This window comes from Pseudomonas sp. R3-41, assembly GCF_054161485.1.
Window position 1 is genome coordinate 6,078,098 of sequence record NZ_CP096421.1, and the last position, 18,875, is coordinate 6,096,972.

Here is an 18,875-nt window from a genome sequence, read left to right on the forward strand (position 1 = left end):
TGAATTTTCTTGATACCTAAATTTGACACCTGACCACCTGGAGCTAGGCTCAATCCCTACCAAGTGGGAGGATGCTGTCGATGCAATATCGTCTAGCCGAAGAAGGCCAAATCCAATTCCGAATGCCCGACCTTTTGAAGGGATCAGGGTGGCGGATTGCTACGGCCACCTTCCCACCAACCGTTCATATCGAAGACGTTTTGGTCCTATGCAATAGCACCGTGCAGATGAGCGAAGGCGCAGCCCTTGAATCCCAGTTGGGATATATCGAGGGATTGAAGCGCAAATTCAAATTCATGGCGAGTTGGGGAGGCAGGCTTCCAAAATCAGAAAAGGAGTGGAGGCCTTTCTGCCTCGCCCATTTTACATACCACCTGACAGACACCGACCACTCCACCGCCTCATTTATGAGTCGCAAGTCATCGTGGCCCGCAGCACGAGCTTTGTATCAGCAGTTGAAGGTTGACGGGCACATGCCTTGGACGGTGCCGATCCTCACTTTGTCGATGAGAGGATCGACAATCGGATTTGAGGACAGTGAGACGCGAACTGTACTTGGTGAGAGCCGGCAGAGAGTTGAATTCAAGAACAAAACACTCCCTCAGATATATTTATTTGATCAAACTTTCGCATTATCTGACGAGGAATACATCGATGTAATTGAGTCAAAACTAAAAATCGCGTCATCGGCAGTTCGCGATGGTTGTTATGATTACTGGGTCAAAATGAAAGCAGCCCATGCTAACGGGCAAGAACTCATAAATTCTATTAGCAAAGAACAAATAGAAAAAGTACTAGCATCTGGCAAATTCGGGCCTGGAAATAAGCCGTGCATCTGCGACCCAAGATCACCGAACGGAATTAATTGGTTCTTGGCGGTCGCTAATTACTACCTGCATAACGACCCAAACTTAACTCACATCTCATTTACAGGTCTAGCGAAACGGTATAGGTTTTTTAAAAGATTGAAATCTTCACAAGATTTCAGAAAACTAATTGGACCAGCATTACGCAAGATTGCCGGTGTCGGGAATGATGACCGAATGCAGGCGACAGAAATACTGAACAGATTGCTAGGGCTATTATCTATAAGGGATTGCTCTGCCGCCGCCGTATTGCTCACTACGGAGAATCCTGTTTTCAATTCAATGCCGCTTCAACAAGCCAAATTGATAGACGATGACGGCAACAGCTTCTACAGCATCACTATCAACGAAAATGTAGTTTTCAGCGTCGAAAAAGCGCGGGCTCAGAGCAGGAAATTTTCTTCCCTCCCCTCCATGTCAGAGATGGTCATGGAGGATGTAATTCAAGCGACACAGATAATCAGAACAAAACTGCTAAATTCTCATGACGCACGGTATCGCTACCTATTTTTGGTATCTCATAGGTTGAATATGGGAACCACCATGGATATTGATACGAAGTTAAACGGAGGATCAGGTTTAAATCTTTATGACGCAATACATCTTGGAGAAAAGGCACCAGATGTAAAACCGAACACATTCACGCTTTCACACATACGGAACACTGAAGGTATTCTTGAATTTTTAGCCAGAGGCAGCCTTGAGGCAATGGCGAAGAAATTGGGCAATACAATACAAGCGATCCTTAGCTCCTACATACCGCCATGGATAATCGAGCGCTGGTGCGAACGCCTTATCCGGCGATTCCACCAGAAACTGGTGATTGTCGCAAATGCTGGAACACCCTGGCTGCTACCAGCATCAGACTTTACCTCGCTCGACCAAATCACCGTGTTTGTCAAAAGTATGTTGACTGAAGGACGGGAGGGAGACGCCTTCACCCAAGCGATTGAAGAGCGATTCGGAAGCAAGGATAAGAGTCCACCTTCAGAAGTCTTATTCATTAACCTGAAGCCCGATTCATTGGCAGCTTTGTACGCCTATGAAAGCTTATTAGACAACCAGCCGCATCATGCAGCCCTAGACGATTTGGAAGAAGAGGAAGCCAAGCTCATTGCATTGGCTCGGCTAATGAGATGCGTAGCTGAAAACCCTGCCGACTCGGCTTCGGACTTCTCGGCAAATATAGAACTACAAGGCGAGTCTAGTTTGGAATTCAAACTCGTTCACCAACGCGCCTGTAAAATAGCTGGTGAATTCTTGCAGCGATTTCGCACAGCCACGGCGTTCTACAAGGACTGAATCTATGGGCAGATACACGGCAAAACCTGTAGACGAGGCAGCGGAAATACAACGTTTACTCGCAAACGCTAACAGCCTAATGTATCCAGCAGCTGACCTTGAAGCGAAGCCATGGCTGCTCCAAGGCGCAATGGGCGACAGCTTTTGGGTTGTGAAGGATAATGGTCGAAAGAAGAAACTGACTGTTTACTTTACACACGCCCTTCCAGATGGAACGAATCTTTGCGACCCATGCAATAGACAAATGCTGTACACCGTGCAGCAAATGGCGGCAATGATGCGCAACAATCCGATGCGCTACAGCGTAAAAACCCAACGTTGGGGAGAGTATGTTGCCGCCTCCCTCCAAGTTTGTTCTTGGCTAGTTCTGTACGAAGACAAGTATGAACCTACAAAGTACGGTTTCATGCGCCTAGATGATAACGCCTTGGCTAACCTTATGAGCGATCTGTCGCTCGGCAGCTGGACTGAAGCACTCCAATATATTCCCCGCATGATACAAGGCATTCATACTTTAACGCACTCAAATACTGAATTAGCCCCACTACTGAATTACCCATTTGATCTTCCGAAAGATTTTTTAAAAGAAGCAGTTCGATTTTTCTCCGCTAACAAATGGTACACCAAAGCTCATCAGCGTGGTGACACAAAAGTAAACGGCACGCTTTCTCGCATTAAGCTTGGTGAGTTAATCGGATGTGAATCCCAACAGTTACATCACGACCCTAAAATACGTGTATTCCTTCGACAGTTTGAACCGGCGTTGTCACATCCGAAACTTCTAATCAATGCTCGCCCCCGGGCGAATTATCACAGCCAGAATACCACAACGCTCGAAGAAGCTAAAAATCACCGCCCGACAAAAAAATCTTTCAAGGATCAAATTGATCTTCTTTATGCAATCTTCGCCTCACACAATTTTCTGCCGCAGCTCTTTCCGCCAATAAAAATTAGCACCCCGGAAGTTCTTTTAACATTCAAGGCCAATACAACCGCATCGAAACACCACAACACTTTGCGACTTGGTATCGGATTGCACCTCTTACGACAAGCTTGCAAATGGGTGGTACTCTACGGGGACGACATTATCAACGCATGTCTTTTCTACGCAACGGAAATCAAGCTATATGATAGCTTAGATCGCAGCTCACGCTCTAGGGCACTAGACAAACTATACAATTCAACATGCGTCAGATGGCGTTCAACTGAAATCGAAGGTCTGGAGTCAAGATCTCTAACGACAGACCTGAATATTAAATTCCGTCAACTTAGAGCCCACAGAAGTATAGATCCAAGGGAAATGTCATTCCACCAAGTGGTCGAAGGCTACATCGGGGCATGTGCGACATTAATAGGAATGCTCAAACCAATACGTGAAAGCGAATTGGCCCGACTAGCAAGGAATTCGCTGCTCCTATCAACCTTCGACGAGGGGCTATGGCTTGAGCATTCGGCCGGTAAAAGGGGTACCCATGGCGTCAACCCGCTGATCCAGAGGCCTATCCCATCTATCGTCGGACAAGCAATCGGTCAATTGCAGCATCTTGGAGAAAACCTGAAGGAGATTAATCAGGATACTAGTGCTCATGCCGACGAACTATTTTACTTTCCATCCACTAAATATTTCCCATTTTCGGATGGCAAACATCTTAAGCACCGTGTGGCACGCGCTATGGATACGTTCTCAGATATTGTCGAGACCCCAGTGGATAACGTTGGGCGCCGATGGTACGTACGAATTCACGAATTACGGCGGTTCTTCATTCACACGATCTACCGTCACGAGACTAGCCATGTACTGGATGCTATCGGCTGGTATGTGGGCCACGGGGATGCCGAGCATACGAAGGCATATTACGAAGACACTTTTCGCGGAGAAGAGTTACAGGGTTATGAGGCGGAATCTGTTGCGTCCCGCTTGATAGAATTTGGAGCTAACCGTCTGGATGAAGGAAAAAATCCAGGCACAGCGACTCTATATAAAAGGGTTTGTGAAATTCATAACGTCAAGAGCCTTTCCGGCGTCTCGGCGGATGACTATCACGATACGGTCAAGAGAATGTTAGCAGCAGGGGAATTCAGTATTCAGCACTACATGGTTGGCTTACGAGCCAAGGACGTTCAGGACATGGACATCGAAATTGCAATTATAGTTGGAAACAAAGCTGATGAAAAATCTAACTAGCACTCAGGTTGTTGAGCGCTTTGAATGGTTATATCAGGTAAAAAACAGAGAAATTACTGCGACCCAAGAGCAAATAAAACTGCTGGAGAACACGAAAGCATTCTGTGCTTTAGAAATTCCGGGGAAATTCAAACCAATCTCCTACAACAGCTTAAAAAAGTATTGCTCGACGATTAGTCTTCCAATCCACTTACTTGGTCAAGGCGCTGCTTGGGATCATATATTACGGCTTAGGGAAGATGCTTATAGATCAACTGTAGACTATCAAACAGATTGTGAGACAGTCAACACAGATCAACTCTTGGAGGAAATGTCGAGACATATGCATCGCTATGAAACGGCCTACTTCTCCTTGTTCCGTGAAATCAGAGCCATCGCAGAGTCCGATCCGAATTTACCAGATCTGTCTAGAAAAAGATTAGTACAAGCGCTTAGTCAATCAAAGGCGCTACAGATGACGACATTTGCCAACCCTGTTCGATATGAGGAATCTACGAGCCTCAAGATAATCGACGGAGGTAAATCCTAATGCAACTTTTTCGTGAAACCGAAGGCGTGAAAATTCCATCAACAGTTGGCTATCGCGATCCTGCCTTCGTGAACTACCGTACGCATAGTCGTCTCTACCACCTCACGTGGCCAAATGGTGCTCCATGCGCATTAGCAAATGAGTGGCTGCGACAACAAAGCAGGAAGAAAGGAAACCACGACAGAACTAAAACCTGTCGTACTTACGCCTCACACTTATCATTCCTACTAAGGCACTGTTACAAATATCGCATAGAGCTTTTAAATTTACATGATGAAGACATCAGCAAGCTGGTTACTTATCTCGAAAAAGAGACATCTTTTAAGAACGGGATAAGTGGCAACCGCAGAAACAACAATCAGACTATTGCCATACTACAAACCATATTTCGTTTTTTACGCTGGATTCAAGCAAATGTTATACTAAATGTCGATCCAACGTTTATTGGGGACGAGTCATCCGGTGCACAGATACACGTCACCATAGGTCGAAACCCCAAGACTGGGCGCACTACGTATACACACGCCAGCATGCCATCAGCGGTCGCGCCAAAAGGGGACAAGATTCCAATTCCAGATGAGTATATTAGCCAACTCAGAGATACAATCTTTGTGAGGTGCTATGGAACTTTACCAGAGCCTCCTTCCGACAAACAAATCGACACAGCGAGTCCAAAGCAGTTAAAAAAAGTATATATGTATGAACGTCGAATGTTTTCTATCCACATGTTTAAAATTAGCGGGCTTCGACCAATGGAGCTTTGCAATATTCCAATAGACAAGAACACCGACCCTATTAACGAACTTGCCTTATACCTTCCAACTGGTAAAACTAGAGACAATGAACTCCCACTAAGAAAATTCCCTATCTCAATTGCTGAAGCTAATAGATTCGAAAAGTATCTAAAAGCACGAACTGATTTTTTAGCCGTTTTTGGTGAGAAACAGTTACACCCTAGTGCAGCCCAGTCAATACTACTCACCGAAGATGGAGCCCCGCTTGATGAGGATTCACTCACACGGGATTTTTCCCGGTTAGTTGTTGCAGCTGGATTAGGCAATGTCAAATTATGCCTATCGATGTTCAGGCATAGATTTATCACCATTGAAATTCTTCTAGAGATGCAACGCACGACGAAAAATCCCAATGTTGCTGCTATCTGGAACGAAGGTATTCGCCATAGTATCTGTGCGATTGTTGCAGCAAAAACCGGACATGGAAGCCCAGAGTCACTTTATACGTATTTCAATAATGCATACAAATTCAGTACAAAATTCGACACCTATGAGGAGGCGATACAACATCTCAAACAATTGGATGACAAGCTTGAAGATCTCACCACTATGCGTTATGAAGTTCGCAAAGCTATGTTGTCGAACCAAGTGGATCTTGAGTTCGCAAATCATATGTTGAAACGCTTTGAAGAGATGCAAGCAGATGTTGAAGCACTCAAGACAATCGCGCTTCAACATAAATTTTAGGCTTGCGACTCCTTTCGTAGACTTTGTGCCAAGCGCACAAGTGTTACAACAATGACGCCTGCAATCACTCCAATGCCCGCCTCGGGAAGGTATCCTTGCAGATGAAGTTTCAGGGTCGCAGGAATCAACCAGCTTGGTGCCTCTGACATGGCTTGTGCGATGAACGATCCGCCTACGAAGAACATCGCTATTGTTCCTATCCATGACAGCAATTTCATCAGCTTGGGTGCGACAGCAATAAGCCCTCCCCCTACGCTTCGTACCGCTTGCGCGAAGACGCCATGGGTGGTGACTTTCTTCATGCGTAACCCCAGGTCATCGATCCGGACAATGCCGGCGACCAGGCCGTAAACACCAAATGTGACCAACAGGGCTATCAGACTCAGTGTTGCGACTTGCTGAAGGAAAGGCGCTTCAGATACAACATTCAACGTGATGACTACGATTTCAGCGCTCAACACGAAATCCGTAGTGATTGCGCCTTTGATCTTCTTGGCTTCATACCTCTTCGCCTCTTCATCGCTGAGCACCTTCACCTTGCGCGCACCATCCCCTTTATCTTTGGGAGTAAGCTTCTCAATCAAAGACTCGATGCCCTCATAGCAGAGGTATATGCCGCCGATGACCAGAAGCCCGTGCACGATCACTGGAGAGATGTAATTCAGCCCAAGCGCCAAAGGAACCAGGATGGCCTTGTTAACAAGCGATCCCTTCAGAACGGCCCACACCACCGGCAACTCACGATCCGCCTTGAGTTCAACCACCTTCTCCGCATTCACTGCCAAGTCATCGGTGAGGACGCTCGCCGTCTTCTTTGCCGCCACCTTGCTCATCACGGAGATGTCGTCCAGCAGCGTTGCTATGTCGTCAAATAATGCAAAAAAACTGCTCGCCATCAGTTACCTCCTTGGGCCCACTCCCTAGACATCAGTGGCGGCCGGACGTTCTGATTGGCAAGTTGATAGACGGTTTGCTAGCGGGTGCAGGGGGCTAGCCAATTCTCCCAAACGCATACCATAGCAGCAAGTCCGGTCACGCGATTACTCAATGCACCGTGGGGATATCGTCACTGACTGCAACAAACTCCGCTTCAATTTTTACCAAGTTTCGATCTTCCACCATTCGAAGATGACTAGAGATTAGTCGCTCACATCTGCAAAAAAATATTTGCTACATATTGAAATATATTAAAAACTAATAAATCATGCTTACCTAGAATATTTTTGATGAAGATAAAATGAAAAAAACGGAAATTTACAGCATGGCCGAGAGCGGCGCATGGAACAGCGCGTACATGTCACACCATCAGAATGCATGGCACTACTATAGCGACTACGCCACCCTGACTAAGAGACTTACCAAATCCGAAAAACGGCACCAAAAAAAGGGGCACACCTGTGAGAGCCTCGTCTTTCACCTAACCTCTGATTTGCACCAAGCTTCATATCGTGCTGCTACGTCGACTCACCTCTACGCATGTCTAGCAATGGAAGGCTTTCTCAATTTCTATGGCGTGAGGAGGTTGGGTGAACCATATTACAAAGCAGAAATTGAAAGATTACCTATTTCTAAGAAACTTGAAAAAATATTCCTCACAGTGTTTGGAGAACATCCAAGCGACCTATTGGCGAAAGGCGTATTTGAAACATTCCAGCTAAGGAATAATTTAGTACATCCAAAAACTCAAGAAATCACATCTTCTAACATCGAAACCTTCATAGATCCTCACCCCCGCGATCATTACGTGAAAAAATCCATGAAAACTCTTAAAGACTTCGCTTTAGAGGTATGCGCAAATGATCCGGATCTTAGCTTGAACTTCTATTTCCCAAGGCAAAATTAATCCAGAGATCAATAGTAATGAATATCAAGCAGCTTGAGATAGATATTGATGAATACTTTCAACTATTTGAGCGTGTTCCGCTCAGAGCTGCTTGGCAGAGGCGAGATGCAAAGGTTTGTTTGATTTGGACGGGAACGGTCTTGATAGCTCTTCTATGGGCCTTGGTAACTGTTCCTAATGTAATGCTTACTGATTTCATCCCTACTCTACTCCCGATATTGATAATCACGATGATATGCGCGATTCACATGGGGGAAGTATCATCACAGGTGCGCGCAACGCGCCTCGGAGCAGGCCCTACCACCTCGCTTACCGAACGCTTGCACTTAAAGCAACAGTGGCTGTGCGCCCGCTATGAATGCACGCCAGAAAAGCTCTTAGACAAAGCGCGGGAGATTAGACTCCTGTGGGAGGAGCGCGAGGAAATCCGGAACTTGGCTAGCGACGACACGATGGGGCCGCGCTTCGCTGCATTCCTAAGACTTCCCGACCCCGCGAGATTCATAGGGTTGTTGACTGCTATTGCCGCAATTTTTGCCACTGTAGTGACACTCGGAAGCAACATCGACTCATTTTTCGAGGCGCTGCAAGACTGGAAAACGATTGTGGCCAACATTTTAATTTCGACCGTTTTGCTCGCCGAACTAATACTTCTATGGATTATGGTTACTGGGATGGTAGGTCAAATTGGACCTTCTATTTTGGAGCAAGCTGGACTATTACCTCTGAGTAGACGTCGAGTGTATCGCTATCTATTCACGATGCACATTGCGAGCGAGCCGATCACTCCGTTCGGGAAGAAGTTGCCACTATTTTTGAAAGCAGTATCACTATTATTCGTTCCTATTCCCACTCTATGGACAAAAGCCCGAGCCCGTGTGCTGAGTCAGATCTGATTTAAACCAGTGGGTAATGAGAAGCAACGCCCCGCGTCGACCACACCACTCAGGCCTTCAAAACACCGCCCTGTAAGTCTTCAGCTTCAGGGCTCCTGGCCGACGTAAATTCTAAAACCACAAATTCTCCTCGGATCTACTCATGATGGTTAAGCGCGCCCCCCAAGATGTTTCGCTTTCGAGCACAGTCACCGTCGCCGATTACCGAGCTTTCAAACGGGCAAAGGACAAGGAAAGCATTGCTGATTTTGTGTACCAACGATTTCAGGAGCGCTATCTCAAGCCCTTCGAGTCTAAGGAGCATAAGCATGGCTTTGCGATGATGGCATGTGCGTGCCTGATGGTCGAAACGCTAGAGGCTTTCTGGACTGGCTCCGCAAAGTCGGGTCTCAGCGGAGTTGCTTTCAGCCAATTCTTCGACCGTGTTGATCATTTTTCATCCCTGCGAGAGCACGGCAGACTCTTCTACAAGCACGTCCGTTGCGGAGTCATGCACCAAGGCGAAACAACCGGAGGGTGGCGAATTCGAAGGGATACGTCTCAACTGTTTGACGCGGAAAACTTGGTGATCGATGCCACACGATTTCTATCTGCGCTCGAAGAATCGCTTCGCGAGTATTGTGATCTGCTCAAGGCGTCGCCTTGGGAAAGCGAGGTTTGGAGCCGTCTCCAGATGAAAATGAGGTTTATCTGCGCGGGCGCTTTGGTACCGCCTGAGTATCTGGATGTGCCAGTAGCGTCCTAATGCGTTCGCACCACTGGCCGATGGTTCGCCGAAGGGAAAGTGGCCGAGCGGCTCATCCATTCATCCCCTTGAAGCCCTGCTCTCCCGGCGGGACACTAAACTCGTATGAGCAAGGGGGAGGAAGCCCATGACCCGAAAAAAATCACAGTTACGACCTAAAGACCCAAGGGTTAAGCCGCACACGGGCTCATCGAGCCAGGTCCATTCTGTAGCGCCATTGAAGCCTACGAAGCTTTCCCTGGAGAGCTTGCTAGCAGAAACTCCCGAGAACAATCGAGACGAAGCCTGGGAAAAAATGGCACCGGAGGGAAAGGAATTTTAGCTCGGTAGGATGACAGCCCCGAGGAGCGCTCGGCATTCGATTCGTCGAACCTGTCCTATGCGCGATCGGCCCTGATGCAAGGCGATTTAGCCGAGAGATTCGACCTCAGAACTCATCGGTAAAGAACCCCCATTTGCCGACCAAATCGTCTATCGCGGCCGAGATTCTGGATTCTGCCATCAGCTCCGCAGGCGTGTAACTCAACGCCACCGCAATCGCCATAGCGAACTCATTTAGATCTCTTGGCTCGTATGGCCAGATCTGAAGCTTCATCAACGACGGATCGTTGGGACTGTATTCATCGACAACCTCTACCGCGCCCTCCAAAAGCTGATAATTCGTGAGCGATATAGCCATGGTTTTTTGAGGGTAGTCCGCCAACAGCGTGCGCGAATCCAGAAACGTGTCTCCAGCTTCGGCTAGTGCGGGATGACTGAAAGCCCGGACGAACATCGACCTCAACCTCGGCGACGATACGAGACTTCGCACATACCTCAAATCCACCGGACCTTGGCTGAATTCCCATTCCAATTCACCGCGCAAATGATTCTCTAGATTTGGGTGGGTAGCCATCACCACACAAGTCGCTCGAACCAGTTGCGAAGTCAAACGCCAACCCCATATTCAAGCCGTTTGAGCATCAGGTAAATCGCCTGGCACCCCTCCTCCATTGCCAGCAACTCGCACGGTCGCCGACCAGCAAAAGCGGTGCGTTCTTGCTGTACCCAAAGCACTGCACCTTCTCCGAAAAACGACAAAATCGCGTCTACGGCTTCTACATAGCTTGCGATGTAATTGTCGTTATTCTTAACGTTTTTAACCCTAGCTCTTTTTCCCGCCGCTGAATGTTGGCTACAGCGAGCCTGAAGCCAACCATCAACACTTATAACCCCACCTGGCATCCCGCACATCTCACAAACACTACCTGATACCACCTCCGCGATCTCGAAAGCGGCACCGATGCTCTCGTCACCTCCGCGATGGTAGATCCTGAGCTGACCGAACTTTTCTTTCACCTGCGTGACCTCCACGTCGAGCGCGCTCAACGGGGCACGTCGCTGAACAAGCCACAAAGTTGCTTGGATCAAATCACCCCATCCGTCATTGCATTCAAAACCGAAGATTGCCTCTCCGCAGAAGTCTTTCGGAAAAAGCAGAGAGCGGTACTGAGCTGCAAGAATCCTTTCGATTAGATTATTCATTACCCATTGCCCGCTTTGACCACAACGGGACGCGGGTTCCTAGCAAATTTGATGGATAAACCTGTCCATCCATCAGCTCGTAGCAGACCCGCTCGTCCGCCTCTTGGATCTCCCGAATTGGCTCCATCAACCAGTTGCCTTTTTGATTCAGCCAAGGCGGGGATACGAGCTGAACCTCACGGATGAACCGTCCAGACGTGTCCCTTGAGGCCAAATCCAAGAGGAATTGTACTTTCGAAATCATGAACTGCTGCTGCGAGGAACCCTCCTCGCCTGCCACTTCATATGTGACAAAAAACCACTCGTCATTCGACTTTTGCGAAATGTACTTCCAGCGGCGTACGCCTTCCTCAAGCACAAAAAAAGTATTTTGCACACGTGCTTGCTCGTGAGTTTCGAACATACCGATTCTCCAGATAACTCATTGCGTTAGGCGACTCACCTTCACCGCCACACCCCGCTATGAATGCAAATCGAGCAGGTAGCGTGTCCGCGACCACCCAGCGCGATAGCAACCTTTTGGCCTAAGACCTAGATCGTCTTCCTATGGTTTTTTCAGAAGGACGCCTAATTGAACGCTTGTGAGTCGCTGGTTTGAAATACCGACCAAAACTACCAAAATGGTAGCTTTTAGAAAAGCAGCAATCGCCCCGAGGCGCTAATGAGCTACGAGAAAGCACTATGAACAGCAGTACCATCAACCCGGCATCAAGGATGCTCGACTTCGGTCCAACCGTTTAGGAAGAGCTGGACATACGCATCGACTTGATGCAGAGCTGGGCGGGAGTTTCCTATTTCTGGTCTAACAGCCCTTGCTGGACCGCAAGCCTGACGGCATGGATGAAAACCTCCAGCTTCACCGTCGACCGCGGCCCACTATCTACCGGCCAGTGCTCAAAATCACTAGCACCACTTCCACTGCGCGCGATCACTATTGGAACAGGGAGCCCTTGCCGGCAAAAGTAAAGGTCGAGCCGCCCCTTGGTGCCAAGAAATGTGCAATCGCCGGGGTGTTCTGCGTGCTGAGGTTGAGACATCTAGATTTTTCCCTAACAAGTAGCATTAACCCAAGCGAATCAGCTTGCCAATGCGAAGCTTCTGTTCTTTGGTGTGAATATCCAGAGTCCAAACGTCGTTATCTGCGATCCAGATTGCGCTAAAAAATAGAAACTCGACTTTACGATCCTCCTTGACCCCAGCTTGCGCAGGCCGCACCTGACCTTTCGCATCGACCAGCACATACGCATGGTCATCCGAAGTCATCAGGATTTTTTTCACTGACACTTCTTGTGTTGATCCATCATCGGTTTGAATTACAGCTTTCAGTATTGGGTGGTTTTCCAGGCCATTCATGGTCAAGGATCCTTTTCAGATTGTTCAAAATTCAGAACGCCATAGGCATCCCTGTAATGGGTTAGCCCCTCGGTTTGACGGCTGCGCTTACGGTGCTCCTGGCGCGGAAAATCTGCGCCTTTTTCCGCGAAAACTAGCGGGTGTAGTTGACGAAGCCGAAGCTGTAGCCGCGAATCATGTCTACGGTCTTCTGCGCCCGTTCTGGGAGAGGTGCAAATTGCGGTGCTAGCTGCTCAAAGTATTTCTTGGTGACATCGATAAAGTGCTCAGGGAGGTCAGGGTCTGCCAGATTCTCGAACATCCCACCCTTCTTGAAATGACGTTCAAGATACATCGCAACACCGTGCAGCTTCGACTGCCATGAGTATGGGTAAACATCCTTCATATCGTCGGTCATTTTTACCGTCGGCTGAATGAGCGTTGTCCCGTGAGCGAGCACGTTTCGCAGAGTAAACAGCACGCCAATGCCTTCCTTCAAGTCCTTGTCGACCTCGGAGTCAAGCGCTGCTCCGTAATAAGAAACACCAGCCGTCTTCACGAGGTTGTCCCATCCTCCAGAACTCTCCAACTCAATTAGGAATTTTTGCAGAAGACGGGTAGGAGCATCATGCTCGGTGCGGCCGGCGCGGATACCTCGCTGAACGGCCTCGTCCAAGTCGGCCTTCACCTTTTCAGTAAGGATTGAGCGGACAGTTCCTTCGACAAAGGAAGCGTTGAGAATGAGTAGTCCGAACGAATGCATGTAGCTGTAATAGGCGTGCGGCTCCCCGCCATCCGAGCTAGCCCTTCGTAATGTCGAACGGTGCGCAAGTGCCATGCTTTCATACGCGAGTAGTAGAGACGTGGCTGTTTCCCAGCCCAGATATTTTGACATGTGTTTTTTCCTGACGGGCTCCTGGTTGTTCAAAGTCGAGACAACCGAATCTCTTAACTGCCTTGGCCCGGCTCATTGAGGCCTGGGCTAGGGGCAGCGGGCGGAATTTAGATCTACTGCTTCAGATAAATGGCTTTGTTCGCGCTGTTGCGGCGCAACCACACGGCGATGCCTAAGCGCTCAACCTCTTTTCGGAAACTGCGGCCTAGCGACTTACGGTCACCACCACTCAGTCGATTCCAATCCTCATGACCCAAAACGTCATCGAGTGAAAATTCAGCCATTTTTTCGATTGCCTCTACCCCAACTATCGCCACGTGAAGGAAGGCACCAAGCGATTTGCTCTCTAAATCAGGGTCATCAAGGGCTTCCCGCAAAATGTCGTCGATAGCAGCCTCCACCGTCGAGCCATTTGTTTTAGCGTGTGTGAGTAAGGCGAGGAGTAAATCATCTTTGATCGGGATATTGACTAGCATTTTGGGGAAGCCTCATGGAGTTCATCATTTGAGATGAATTTAAATGAATAGCCCAATGAATGCAATTCATTTTACACATGAGTTCTACAGGAATGACCCTTCCCGGCTAACTGCCCATACAAGACGGTCAATAAAAAGCAGGTAAATGCCCAACGACTTGTCGCTTGATCGGCGTTCAAATAGGGCTTGCTGTGGTCATTACAGGCATGGAGAACGATGGTGAGCGCGTTCTCAATATCGTGGTTCGCCGCGAGACCTTGGCCACCACAGAGCGGCTGCCCTCAGTGACGATCCGTGGTTGATACCGGCCTCTTGTGGAGCGAATCACAAGCGCGGTAGGCGTGTGGCCCACCGTCTAGTTCACAGTGCTGAACGCCAGCGCAAACGCTTGGCCCCTGAGTGTAGTGCCCCACGTTGAACCCGGACGCAGGCCGATGTATTCGTCAGCTCCAGAAAAGCTCCAGAGGCGCAGCAAGCGAACTGCGATCCGGCCGTCGAGGGCGGCAAGGCAGCGTGGATGAGTCAGCCACGCATTGCGCGGTCGACGACCTTGGGTGATATCTGCTCGAAAAATATCTCGGGCTTGATTGCCCCGCTTGGATACAGCACATCTGCAATCCTCAGCAAGGCCAATTCAGTAACGGAAACGGTCGATGATGAATGATTCCTATGGGCCGATTACTGCCAGTAACGAGAGGCAGAATACGACCCAAAGCGAACCTTCGCGGAAGGCACTAATCTGCCAATAACACTTTCGGGCCTGCGCCGCGCATGACTGTTTAGTGCAGCCCTTGTGCAGTCAATGCTCACCCCCACGTCCAGCCGTTGAGGTATGCCGGTGGTTCGAGCGGCAATTCGTACTGCTCGACATCGATCAGCAGCCAGCCGCCGGCTGGTTCGTCGCTGCCCTCGACAATCGGGCCTTGCAGCAGCAGCCCGCCGGGCAGCACCACACGGATGGCATTGGCTTCCTTTGGGCCTGGCAGGTAACGGTCAAATTCTAAGCGAAAACGCCCCGCACCGACGTTGAGCAATCGGATGTTCAGTTCCAGCGTAGTCAGCTCGTTCGGCTGTAGCCCCTGGTAAAGGGCCAATACAGCGACGGTCGCCAACCCTTCATAGGCGTACGACAAGGGCGATGATCCTGTTCAAATGAGGAAAGACTGAGTTCGCCAGACCGTTAAGCAATGGTAGACCAGCCGAGGTGGTGTAGTTTCAGTGCACGGAAAAGGCCCTCGCACCGGCGTCACGTGTGGGGCTTATTCAATAAATCGGCGTCCCGCTTACTGATCTTCACGGGCCCCCAAACGACCCAAAGCTGACGGTGGGGACAGGCTGAAACCGGCCAAAAAAGGACAGCTGGGTAGCGCTTAGCAGGCCTCACTTGTGGCCTGGAGCACACTACAAAACTAGGGGCGATTCACACATCTTTTTTTATAGGAGAGCTATGACCAAGACGGAAAATGGCTGATTGATAGCGTAGACATACTGCAAATGAGGAACTATTGTAGGTGCAAAATAAGGATCTACTACAAGATGGTAAGTTTATGAGTGGATATTTAAAAGCTTGTCATGTTTTTAATTTTTCTGAGTCGTACGCATATGCTGATAAGGTGCGAAAATCTATTTTTGAAAATGACTTTCCGGTTGATCCATTAGATGTTGCCAGTAATTTGGAAGTGCAAGCCGCGAAACCTCAGCAGAAAACTATTTTGCACGATTACATTGATTATGTAATTCGTGAAGACTTGAGTTTTTATTTTGGCGGTGGTGGATGGGAGTATGAAGATGTAACTCCTGTTTTTGCCATGCTGGATTCGCATGGCATTCACTATATTTCATTAGAGGAATATGTAGCGGAACAATATCGCGACGATGAGACGGGAGAAACGGTAGCAGTCACAAATGATCTTATGGACAAGATGAAATTTCAGTACCTTAGTGAGTATTTAGAAGATATAGCTATGGACGGCCTCTCTTCTCTATTGGTGACAGAAGTTTTTACATTGCTTTTTGCTGATCGTGAAGCAATGAAAGTTTTTAATCTCAGGATAGCTGATAGCCTGGAAGAGCGAACGCCTCGATGCACGTACTGGCCGAAATGGCTAGAGCGGGCGTTATTTTGTAGAGAAAAAGGTCTATGTGCAATTTGTAAGACGGATTTAACATCTTTGTTCCATACCTATGGAAAACTGGCTATTGACCATATAGTTCCTATCGCCCTTAAAGGGGTGAATGACCCTACCAATTTGCAAGTTCTTTGCGGAAAGTGCAATGGTGAAAAAAGTGGAACAACAGTGGTTACGTCAAACTCTATGCCGGTATTTTGGTAGTAATTTTCCTAAAAATCATACGTCTATCCATTTTGGCGTCAATCTTATGTCGCAAAAATGCTAAGCCGCAGACCTTTAACTGCTGCGAGTTTCCTCGCGTGCAGGGGCACCGCGGGACTCTGAATGGACATACATTTTCAATAGATCAAAAAACCGCTGAGATTCAGTAGGTAACGGCGACTGCGCACAAATTCCATCATAATAAACCCCGACAACCTCACGTGCCGTTTCCAGGCTGGAAGACTTTTCATATTCATTTTTCAAAAGTTCGGAAAACTTTGCGCGACTCATTTTCATTTCAACTTCGCTGTAGGCGAGACGCACAATTGTAGTTAATGAGTTTGCAAGTTCAAAATTAAAGTAAATCGAAAACAGCGCAAAGAGTCCGCTCATTTCAGCCGTAATTTCTCGGAAGTCTGCGTAAGCTGAGTGTGCTTGTTCCATATACTCTTGGTGCTTATCCCAGTACATTTTGTACGCGGTCCCGTTTTCTTCATCTTTCGTAATGCCTGCCGCAGCCAGCGCTAACTCTCGCTCAGAAATCAGCATTTGATATCTTTTAACTAAATTTATAACTTTTGCCACGTCAGTTACAGATTTTTTGAATGTCTCAATTTTTAATTTTGACTCTTCACGCGCCCAAAGGTGTGCTTGTTGCTCTTGCCATAATTTAAGTTTGTAATTCTCAAACTGCTTGGCATGCTCACCTTTGACTGATTCTATTTTATCGGTAATTGCTTCTATGTCTTCCTTGGTAGCTAGATTTTTCCCTTTCTCTCTTGAGTAGCTAGTTAAGTAATACTGCATGACCAGAAGTATTGCACCACCACTCAAAAAACTCATAATTTGGGTCAACTGTTCCGAAGCCATCCAACTATCCTCTAAATTATAAATTGCCGTGATCGCATGGCGAATGCCGAAGCAATACTAGACTCTACGTCAAAAGCACACAGTCGTGCCGAATACGCACGCCGGTTGCTCCGGCGTTTGCAGCGCTACCACTGGCGCCTCACCTGTGGTTGCCGCTCGTCTCGCCTTAGGCTCTTTAGTTCTATGCGATCTACCGCGAAAGATCGCTATGGGTCGAAAACGGCTATTCATACGGTTGCTCTTGGCCGTTTTCTGCCCGTTACCACTGGCAGCTTTTGGCCGGTGGCGGTCGCTTGCCAACGTTCCCTTCTGGCCGAAAGCGACTAGTAGCCAAACGTTGCTTTTGGGTCACAATGAGCAGGCAGAAACCACCCCGATGATGGCCCTGGGATTCTTGCTAAAGGCCCTACGATAAGGGTAGAAATGTTCATGCGCAGAGCGCGCCTATCATCATGTTTCAACGATTGCAATTCGCGAATTCTACTTATACGGAGAAACCTTAAAAAAAGGTCGAGCTGTTTCTATCATCGCTGCATGCATCTGTCGGAGGTATCCTATTCCAGTGCCATTGTAGTAAGCACAGCTTTTATTTCGGCGGAGCAGGAAACTAGGCCATTGCGACGGGATTTGAGATATCGTTTGAGCATGCATGATGCCATCGTGAGCGTCTTTAAAATCCGACTTGGATACCACACGATATTTTTTATGCTCTGCCGTCTCTTCGCCCTCAAAAATTGCAAAATTGACGATATGCCTTGCTGCTGGCCTGTGGTGAATAAACTCATCAACAAAGCGGTGCAGTCCTTCAGCATAATCCAGGCTGCCAACAAAAAGATTGGCTCGACAATTTAATACTTGAAATTCATTGAGGGCCTCCACGTCAGTGGCGTTACGTAATGTTAGCCAGCCGCTGTCACTTGGAACCCGATAGACATCTGGATCGTAGCCTAGACAAAATATCGTTGGAGATAACGGAAGTAATAATATTGCTCCGGCATCCCTGAGGCCGAGCGAGCCACCACGAGTCCGCTTGTCCTCCAACTGCCATCGGTTCGTTAAGACTGCCGGATCATCAGAAACAAGGAACGGAACGCTGGTAGCATTCCTAACCAGACAAACTTTTAAATCAGACACAACTTCCATGTTTTCAGCAAAGGCGCGCATTGCCGTTTGTACAGCCTCCTTAATACTCATGGAAAAGTCGCTATCGAGCCCAGTAGGCTCGATCATATCCGCAAACATTTCAGCCGACCGCCTACATGCACCCTCAGTGCGTAGATATTGAAATAGCCAAAAAATCTTGAGAGTATATTGATGCTCCAACTGGAGCTTATATCCAGGCTCAATTATCTCACTGATAACTGAGCCATACCACTGTTCCAGCGACTGGATAGCCTTCTCAAGCTGATCGTCTTGACCGTAAAAATAGTCGCGCGAGCACTGATTTTTTACCGGTGCATTAGTTATGAGCCTTCGCCTATCAAGATTGTAAACATTGATAGCAGCACCTTCACCTTTGATTGTGAACGGCTTTAGATAACAACGCGGAACAAAATGCTGATTTTTATTCGATGCCATATTTGACTCCATGCATGGGC

19 protein-coding genes are annotated in these 18,875 nt (G+C 48.0%); 9 read left to right on the forward strand and 10 right to left on the reverse strand.

What is annotated here, in order from left to right; genetic code table 11:
• Nucleotides 1–80: 80 nt before the first annotated feature.
• Genes M1D99_RS26260 through M1D99_RS26275 form a run of 4 tightly spaced genes read left to right on the forward strand, consistent with a single transcriptional unit; the run spans nucleotide 81 to nucleotide 6,363 of the window.
• A complete protein-coding gene (locus M1D99_RS26260; RefSeq protein ID WP_458131003.1) occupies nucleotides 81–2,168 on the forward strand; it encodes a hypothetical protein in 2,088 nt (695 codons plus the stop codon).
• A 4-nt stretch (nucleotides 2,169–2,172) separates the two neighbouring features.
• On the forward strand, nucleotides 2,173–4,353 hold the full coding sequence (locus M1D99_RS26265; protein ID WP_458131004.1) for a hypothetical protein: 2,181 nt from the start codon (nucleotides 2,173–2,175) through the stop codon (nucleotides 4,351–4,353).
• On the forward strand, nucleotides 4,337–4,882 hold the full coding sequence (locus M1D99_RS26270) for a hypothetical protein (RefSeq protein WP_458131005.1): 546 nt from the start codon (nucleotides 4,337–4,339) through the stop codon (nucleotides 4,880–4,882). The genes M1D99_RS26265 and M1D99_RS26270 overlap by 17 nt, the downstream gene beginning before the upstream one ends.
• The gene (locus M1D99_RS26275; RefSeq protein ID WP_458131006.1) at nucleotides 4,882–6,363 is read left to right on the forward strand and encodes a hypothetical protein; all 1,482 of its coding nucleotides are present in this window, start codon (nucleotides 4,882–4,884) and stop codon (nucleotides 6,361–6,363) included. Before M1D99_RS26270 ends, M1D99_RS26275 begins: the two co-directional genes overlap by 1 nt.
• Here M1D99_RS26275 and M1D99_RS26280 read toward each other — a convergent pair.
• On the reverse strand, nucleotides 6,360–7,259 hold the full coding sequence (locus tag M1D99_RS26280; protein ID WP_458131007.1) for a DUF808 domain-containing protein: 900 nt from the start codon (nucleotides 7,257–7,259) through the stop codon (nucleotides 6,360–6,362). The two genes, M1D99_RS26275 and M1D99_RS26280, sit on opposite strands and share 4 nt — an antisense overlap.
• Before the next feature lie 341 nt (nucleotides 7,260–7,600).
• On the opposite strand from M1D99_RS26280, the gene M1D99_RS26285 reads away from it, so the two are divergent.
• The 3 genes from M1D99_RS26285 (at nucleotide 7,601) to M1D99_RS26295 (ending at nucleotide 9,847) form a co-directional block, all read left to right on the forward strand.
• Nucleotides 7,601–8,206 (forward strand): hypothetical protein, encoded by a 606-nt coding sequence (locus M1D99_RS26285; RefSeq protein ID WP_458131008.1) that lies wholly within the window; start codon nucleotides 7,601–7,603, stop codon nucleotides 8,204–8,206.
• A 17-nt stretch (nucleotides 8,207–8,223) separates the two neighbouring features.
• Nucleotides 8,224–9,102 (forward strand): hypothetical protein, encoded by an 879-nt coding sequence (locus tag M1D99_RS26290; protein WP_217861198.1) that lies wholly within the window; start codon nucleotides 8,224–8,226, stop codon nucleotides 9,100–9,102.
• A gap of 142 nt (nucleotides 9,103–9,244) precedes the next feature.
• Nucleotides 9,245–9,847 (forward strand): hypothetical protein, encoded by a 603-nt coding sequence (locus M1D99_RS26295; RefSeq protein ID WP_217861197.1) that lies wholly within the window; start codon nucleotides 9,245–9,247, stop codon nucleotides 9,845–9,847.
• Between the two features lie 427 nt (nucleotides 9,848–10,274).
• Here M1D99_RS26295 and M1D99_RS26300 read toward each other — a convergent pair whose 3' ends face one another.
• The 6 genes from M1D99_RS26300 to M1D99_RS26325 form a co-directional block, all read right to left on the reverse strand.
• Nucleotides 10,275–10,778, reverse strand: a complete 504-nt coding sequence (locus tag M1D99_RS26300; RefSeq protein WP_458131009.1) for a hypothetical protein — start codon at nucleotides 10,776–10,778, stop codon at nucleotides 10,275–10,277.
• On the reverse strand, nucleotides 10,775–11,371 hold the full coding sequence (locus M1D99_RS26305; RefSeq protein WP_217861195.1) for an antitoxin Xre/MbcA/ParS toxin-binding domain-containing protein: 597 nt from the start codon (nucleotides 11,369–11,371) through the stop codon (nucleotides 10,775–10,777). Before M1D99_RS26305 ends, M1D99_RS26300 begins: the two co-directional genes overlap by 4 nt.
• Nucleotides 11,364–11,774: a hypothetical protein gene (locus M1D99_RS26310; protein WP_217861194.1), complete on the reverse strand. Its 411-nt coding sequence runs from the start codon at nucleotides 11,772–11,774 to the stop codon at nucleotides 11,364–11,366. Before M1D99_RS26310 ends, M1D99_RS26305 begins: the two co-directional genes overlap by 8 nt.
• Nucleotides 11,775–12,433: 659 nt before the next feature.
• Entirely contained in the window at nucleotides 12,434–12,724 is a 291-nt protein-coding gene (locus M1D99_RS26315) for a hypothetical protein (RefSeq protein ID WP_458131010.1), read from the reverse strand.
• A 133-nt stretch (nucleotides 12,725–12,857) separates the two neighbouring features.
• Complete coding sequence (locus tag M1D99_RS26320; protein ID WP_458131011.1) at nucleotides 12,858–13,598, reverse strand: hypothetical protein; 741 nt, start codon at nucleotides 13,596–13,598, stop codon at nucleotides 12,858–12,860.
• Between the two features lie 113 nt (nucleotides 13,599–13,711).
• Complete coding sequence (locus M1D99_RS26325; RefSeq protein ID WP_458131012.1) at nucleotides 13,712–14,074, reverse strand: DUF1413 domain-containing protein; 363 nt, start codon at nucleotides 14,072–14,074, stop codon at nucleotides 13,712–13,714.
• A 517-nt stretch (nucleotides 14,075–14,591) separates the two neighbouring features.
• Between M1D99_RS26325 and M1D99_RS26330 the strand changes: the two genes are divergently transcribed.
• The gene (locus M1D99_RS26330; protein WP_458131013.1) at nucleotides 14,592–14,738 is read left to right on the forward strand and encodes a hypothetical protein; all 147 of its coding nucleotides are present in this window, start codon (nucleotides 14,592–14,594) and stop codon (nucleotides 14,736–14,738) included.
• A gap of 142 nt (nucleotides 14,739–14,880) precedes the next feature.
• On the opposite strand, the gene M1D99_RS26335 is transcribed toward M1D99_RS26330, so the two are convergent.
• A complete protein-coding gene (locus M1D99_RS26335; RefSeq protein ID WP_217861190.1) occupies nucleotides 14,881–15,207 on the reverse strand; it encodes a hypothetical protein in 327 nt (108 codons plus the stop codon).
• Between the two features lie 378 nt (nucleotides 15,208–15,585).
• On the opposite strand from M1D99_RS26335, the gene M1D99_RS26340 reads away from it, so the two are divergent.
• Nucleotides 15,586–16,407 (forward strand): HNH endonuclease, encoded by an 822-nt coding sequence (locus tag M1D99_RS26340; protein WP_458131014.1) that lies wholly within the window; start codon nucleotides 15,586–15,588, stop codon nucleotides 16,405–16,407.
• A 75-nt stretch (nucleotides 16,408–16,482) separates the two neighbouring features.
• On the opposite strand, the gene M1D99_RS26345 is transcribed toward M1D99_RS26340, so the two are convergent.
• Together M1D99_RS26345 and M1D99_RS26350 are read right to left on the reverse strand one after the other, a co-directional pair.
• Entirely contained in the window at nucleotides 16,483–17,277 is a 795-nt protein-coding gene (locus tag M1D99_RS26345; protein WP_458131015.1) for a hypothetical protein, read from the reverse strand.
• 480 nt (nucleotides 17,278–17,757) lie between these two features.
• A complete protein-coding gene (locus M1D99_RS26350) occupies nucleotides 17,758–18,855 on the reverse strand; it encodes a DUF4238 domain-containing protein (protein ID WP_458131016.1) in 1,098 nt (365 codons plus the stop codon).
• Nucleotides 18,856–18,875 lie beyond the last annotated feature (20 nt).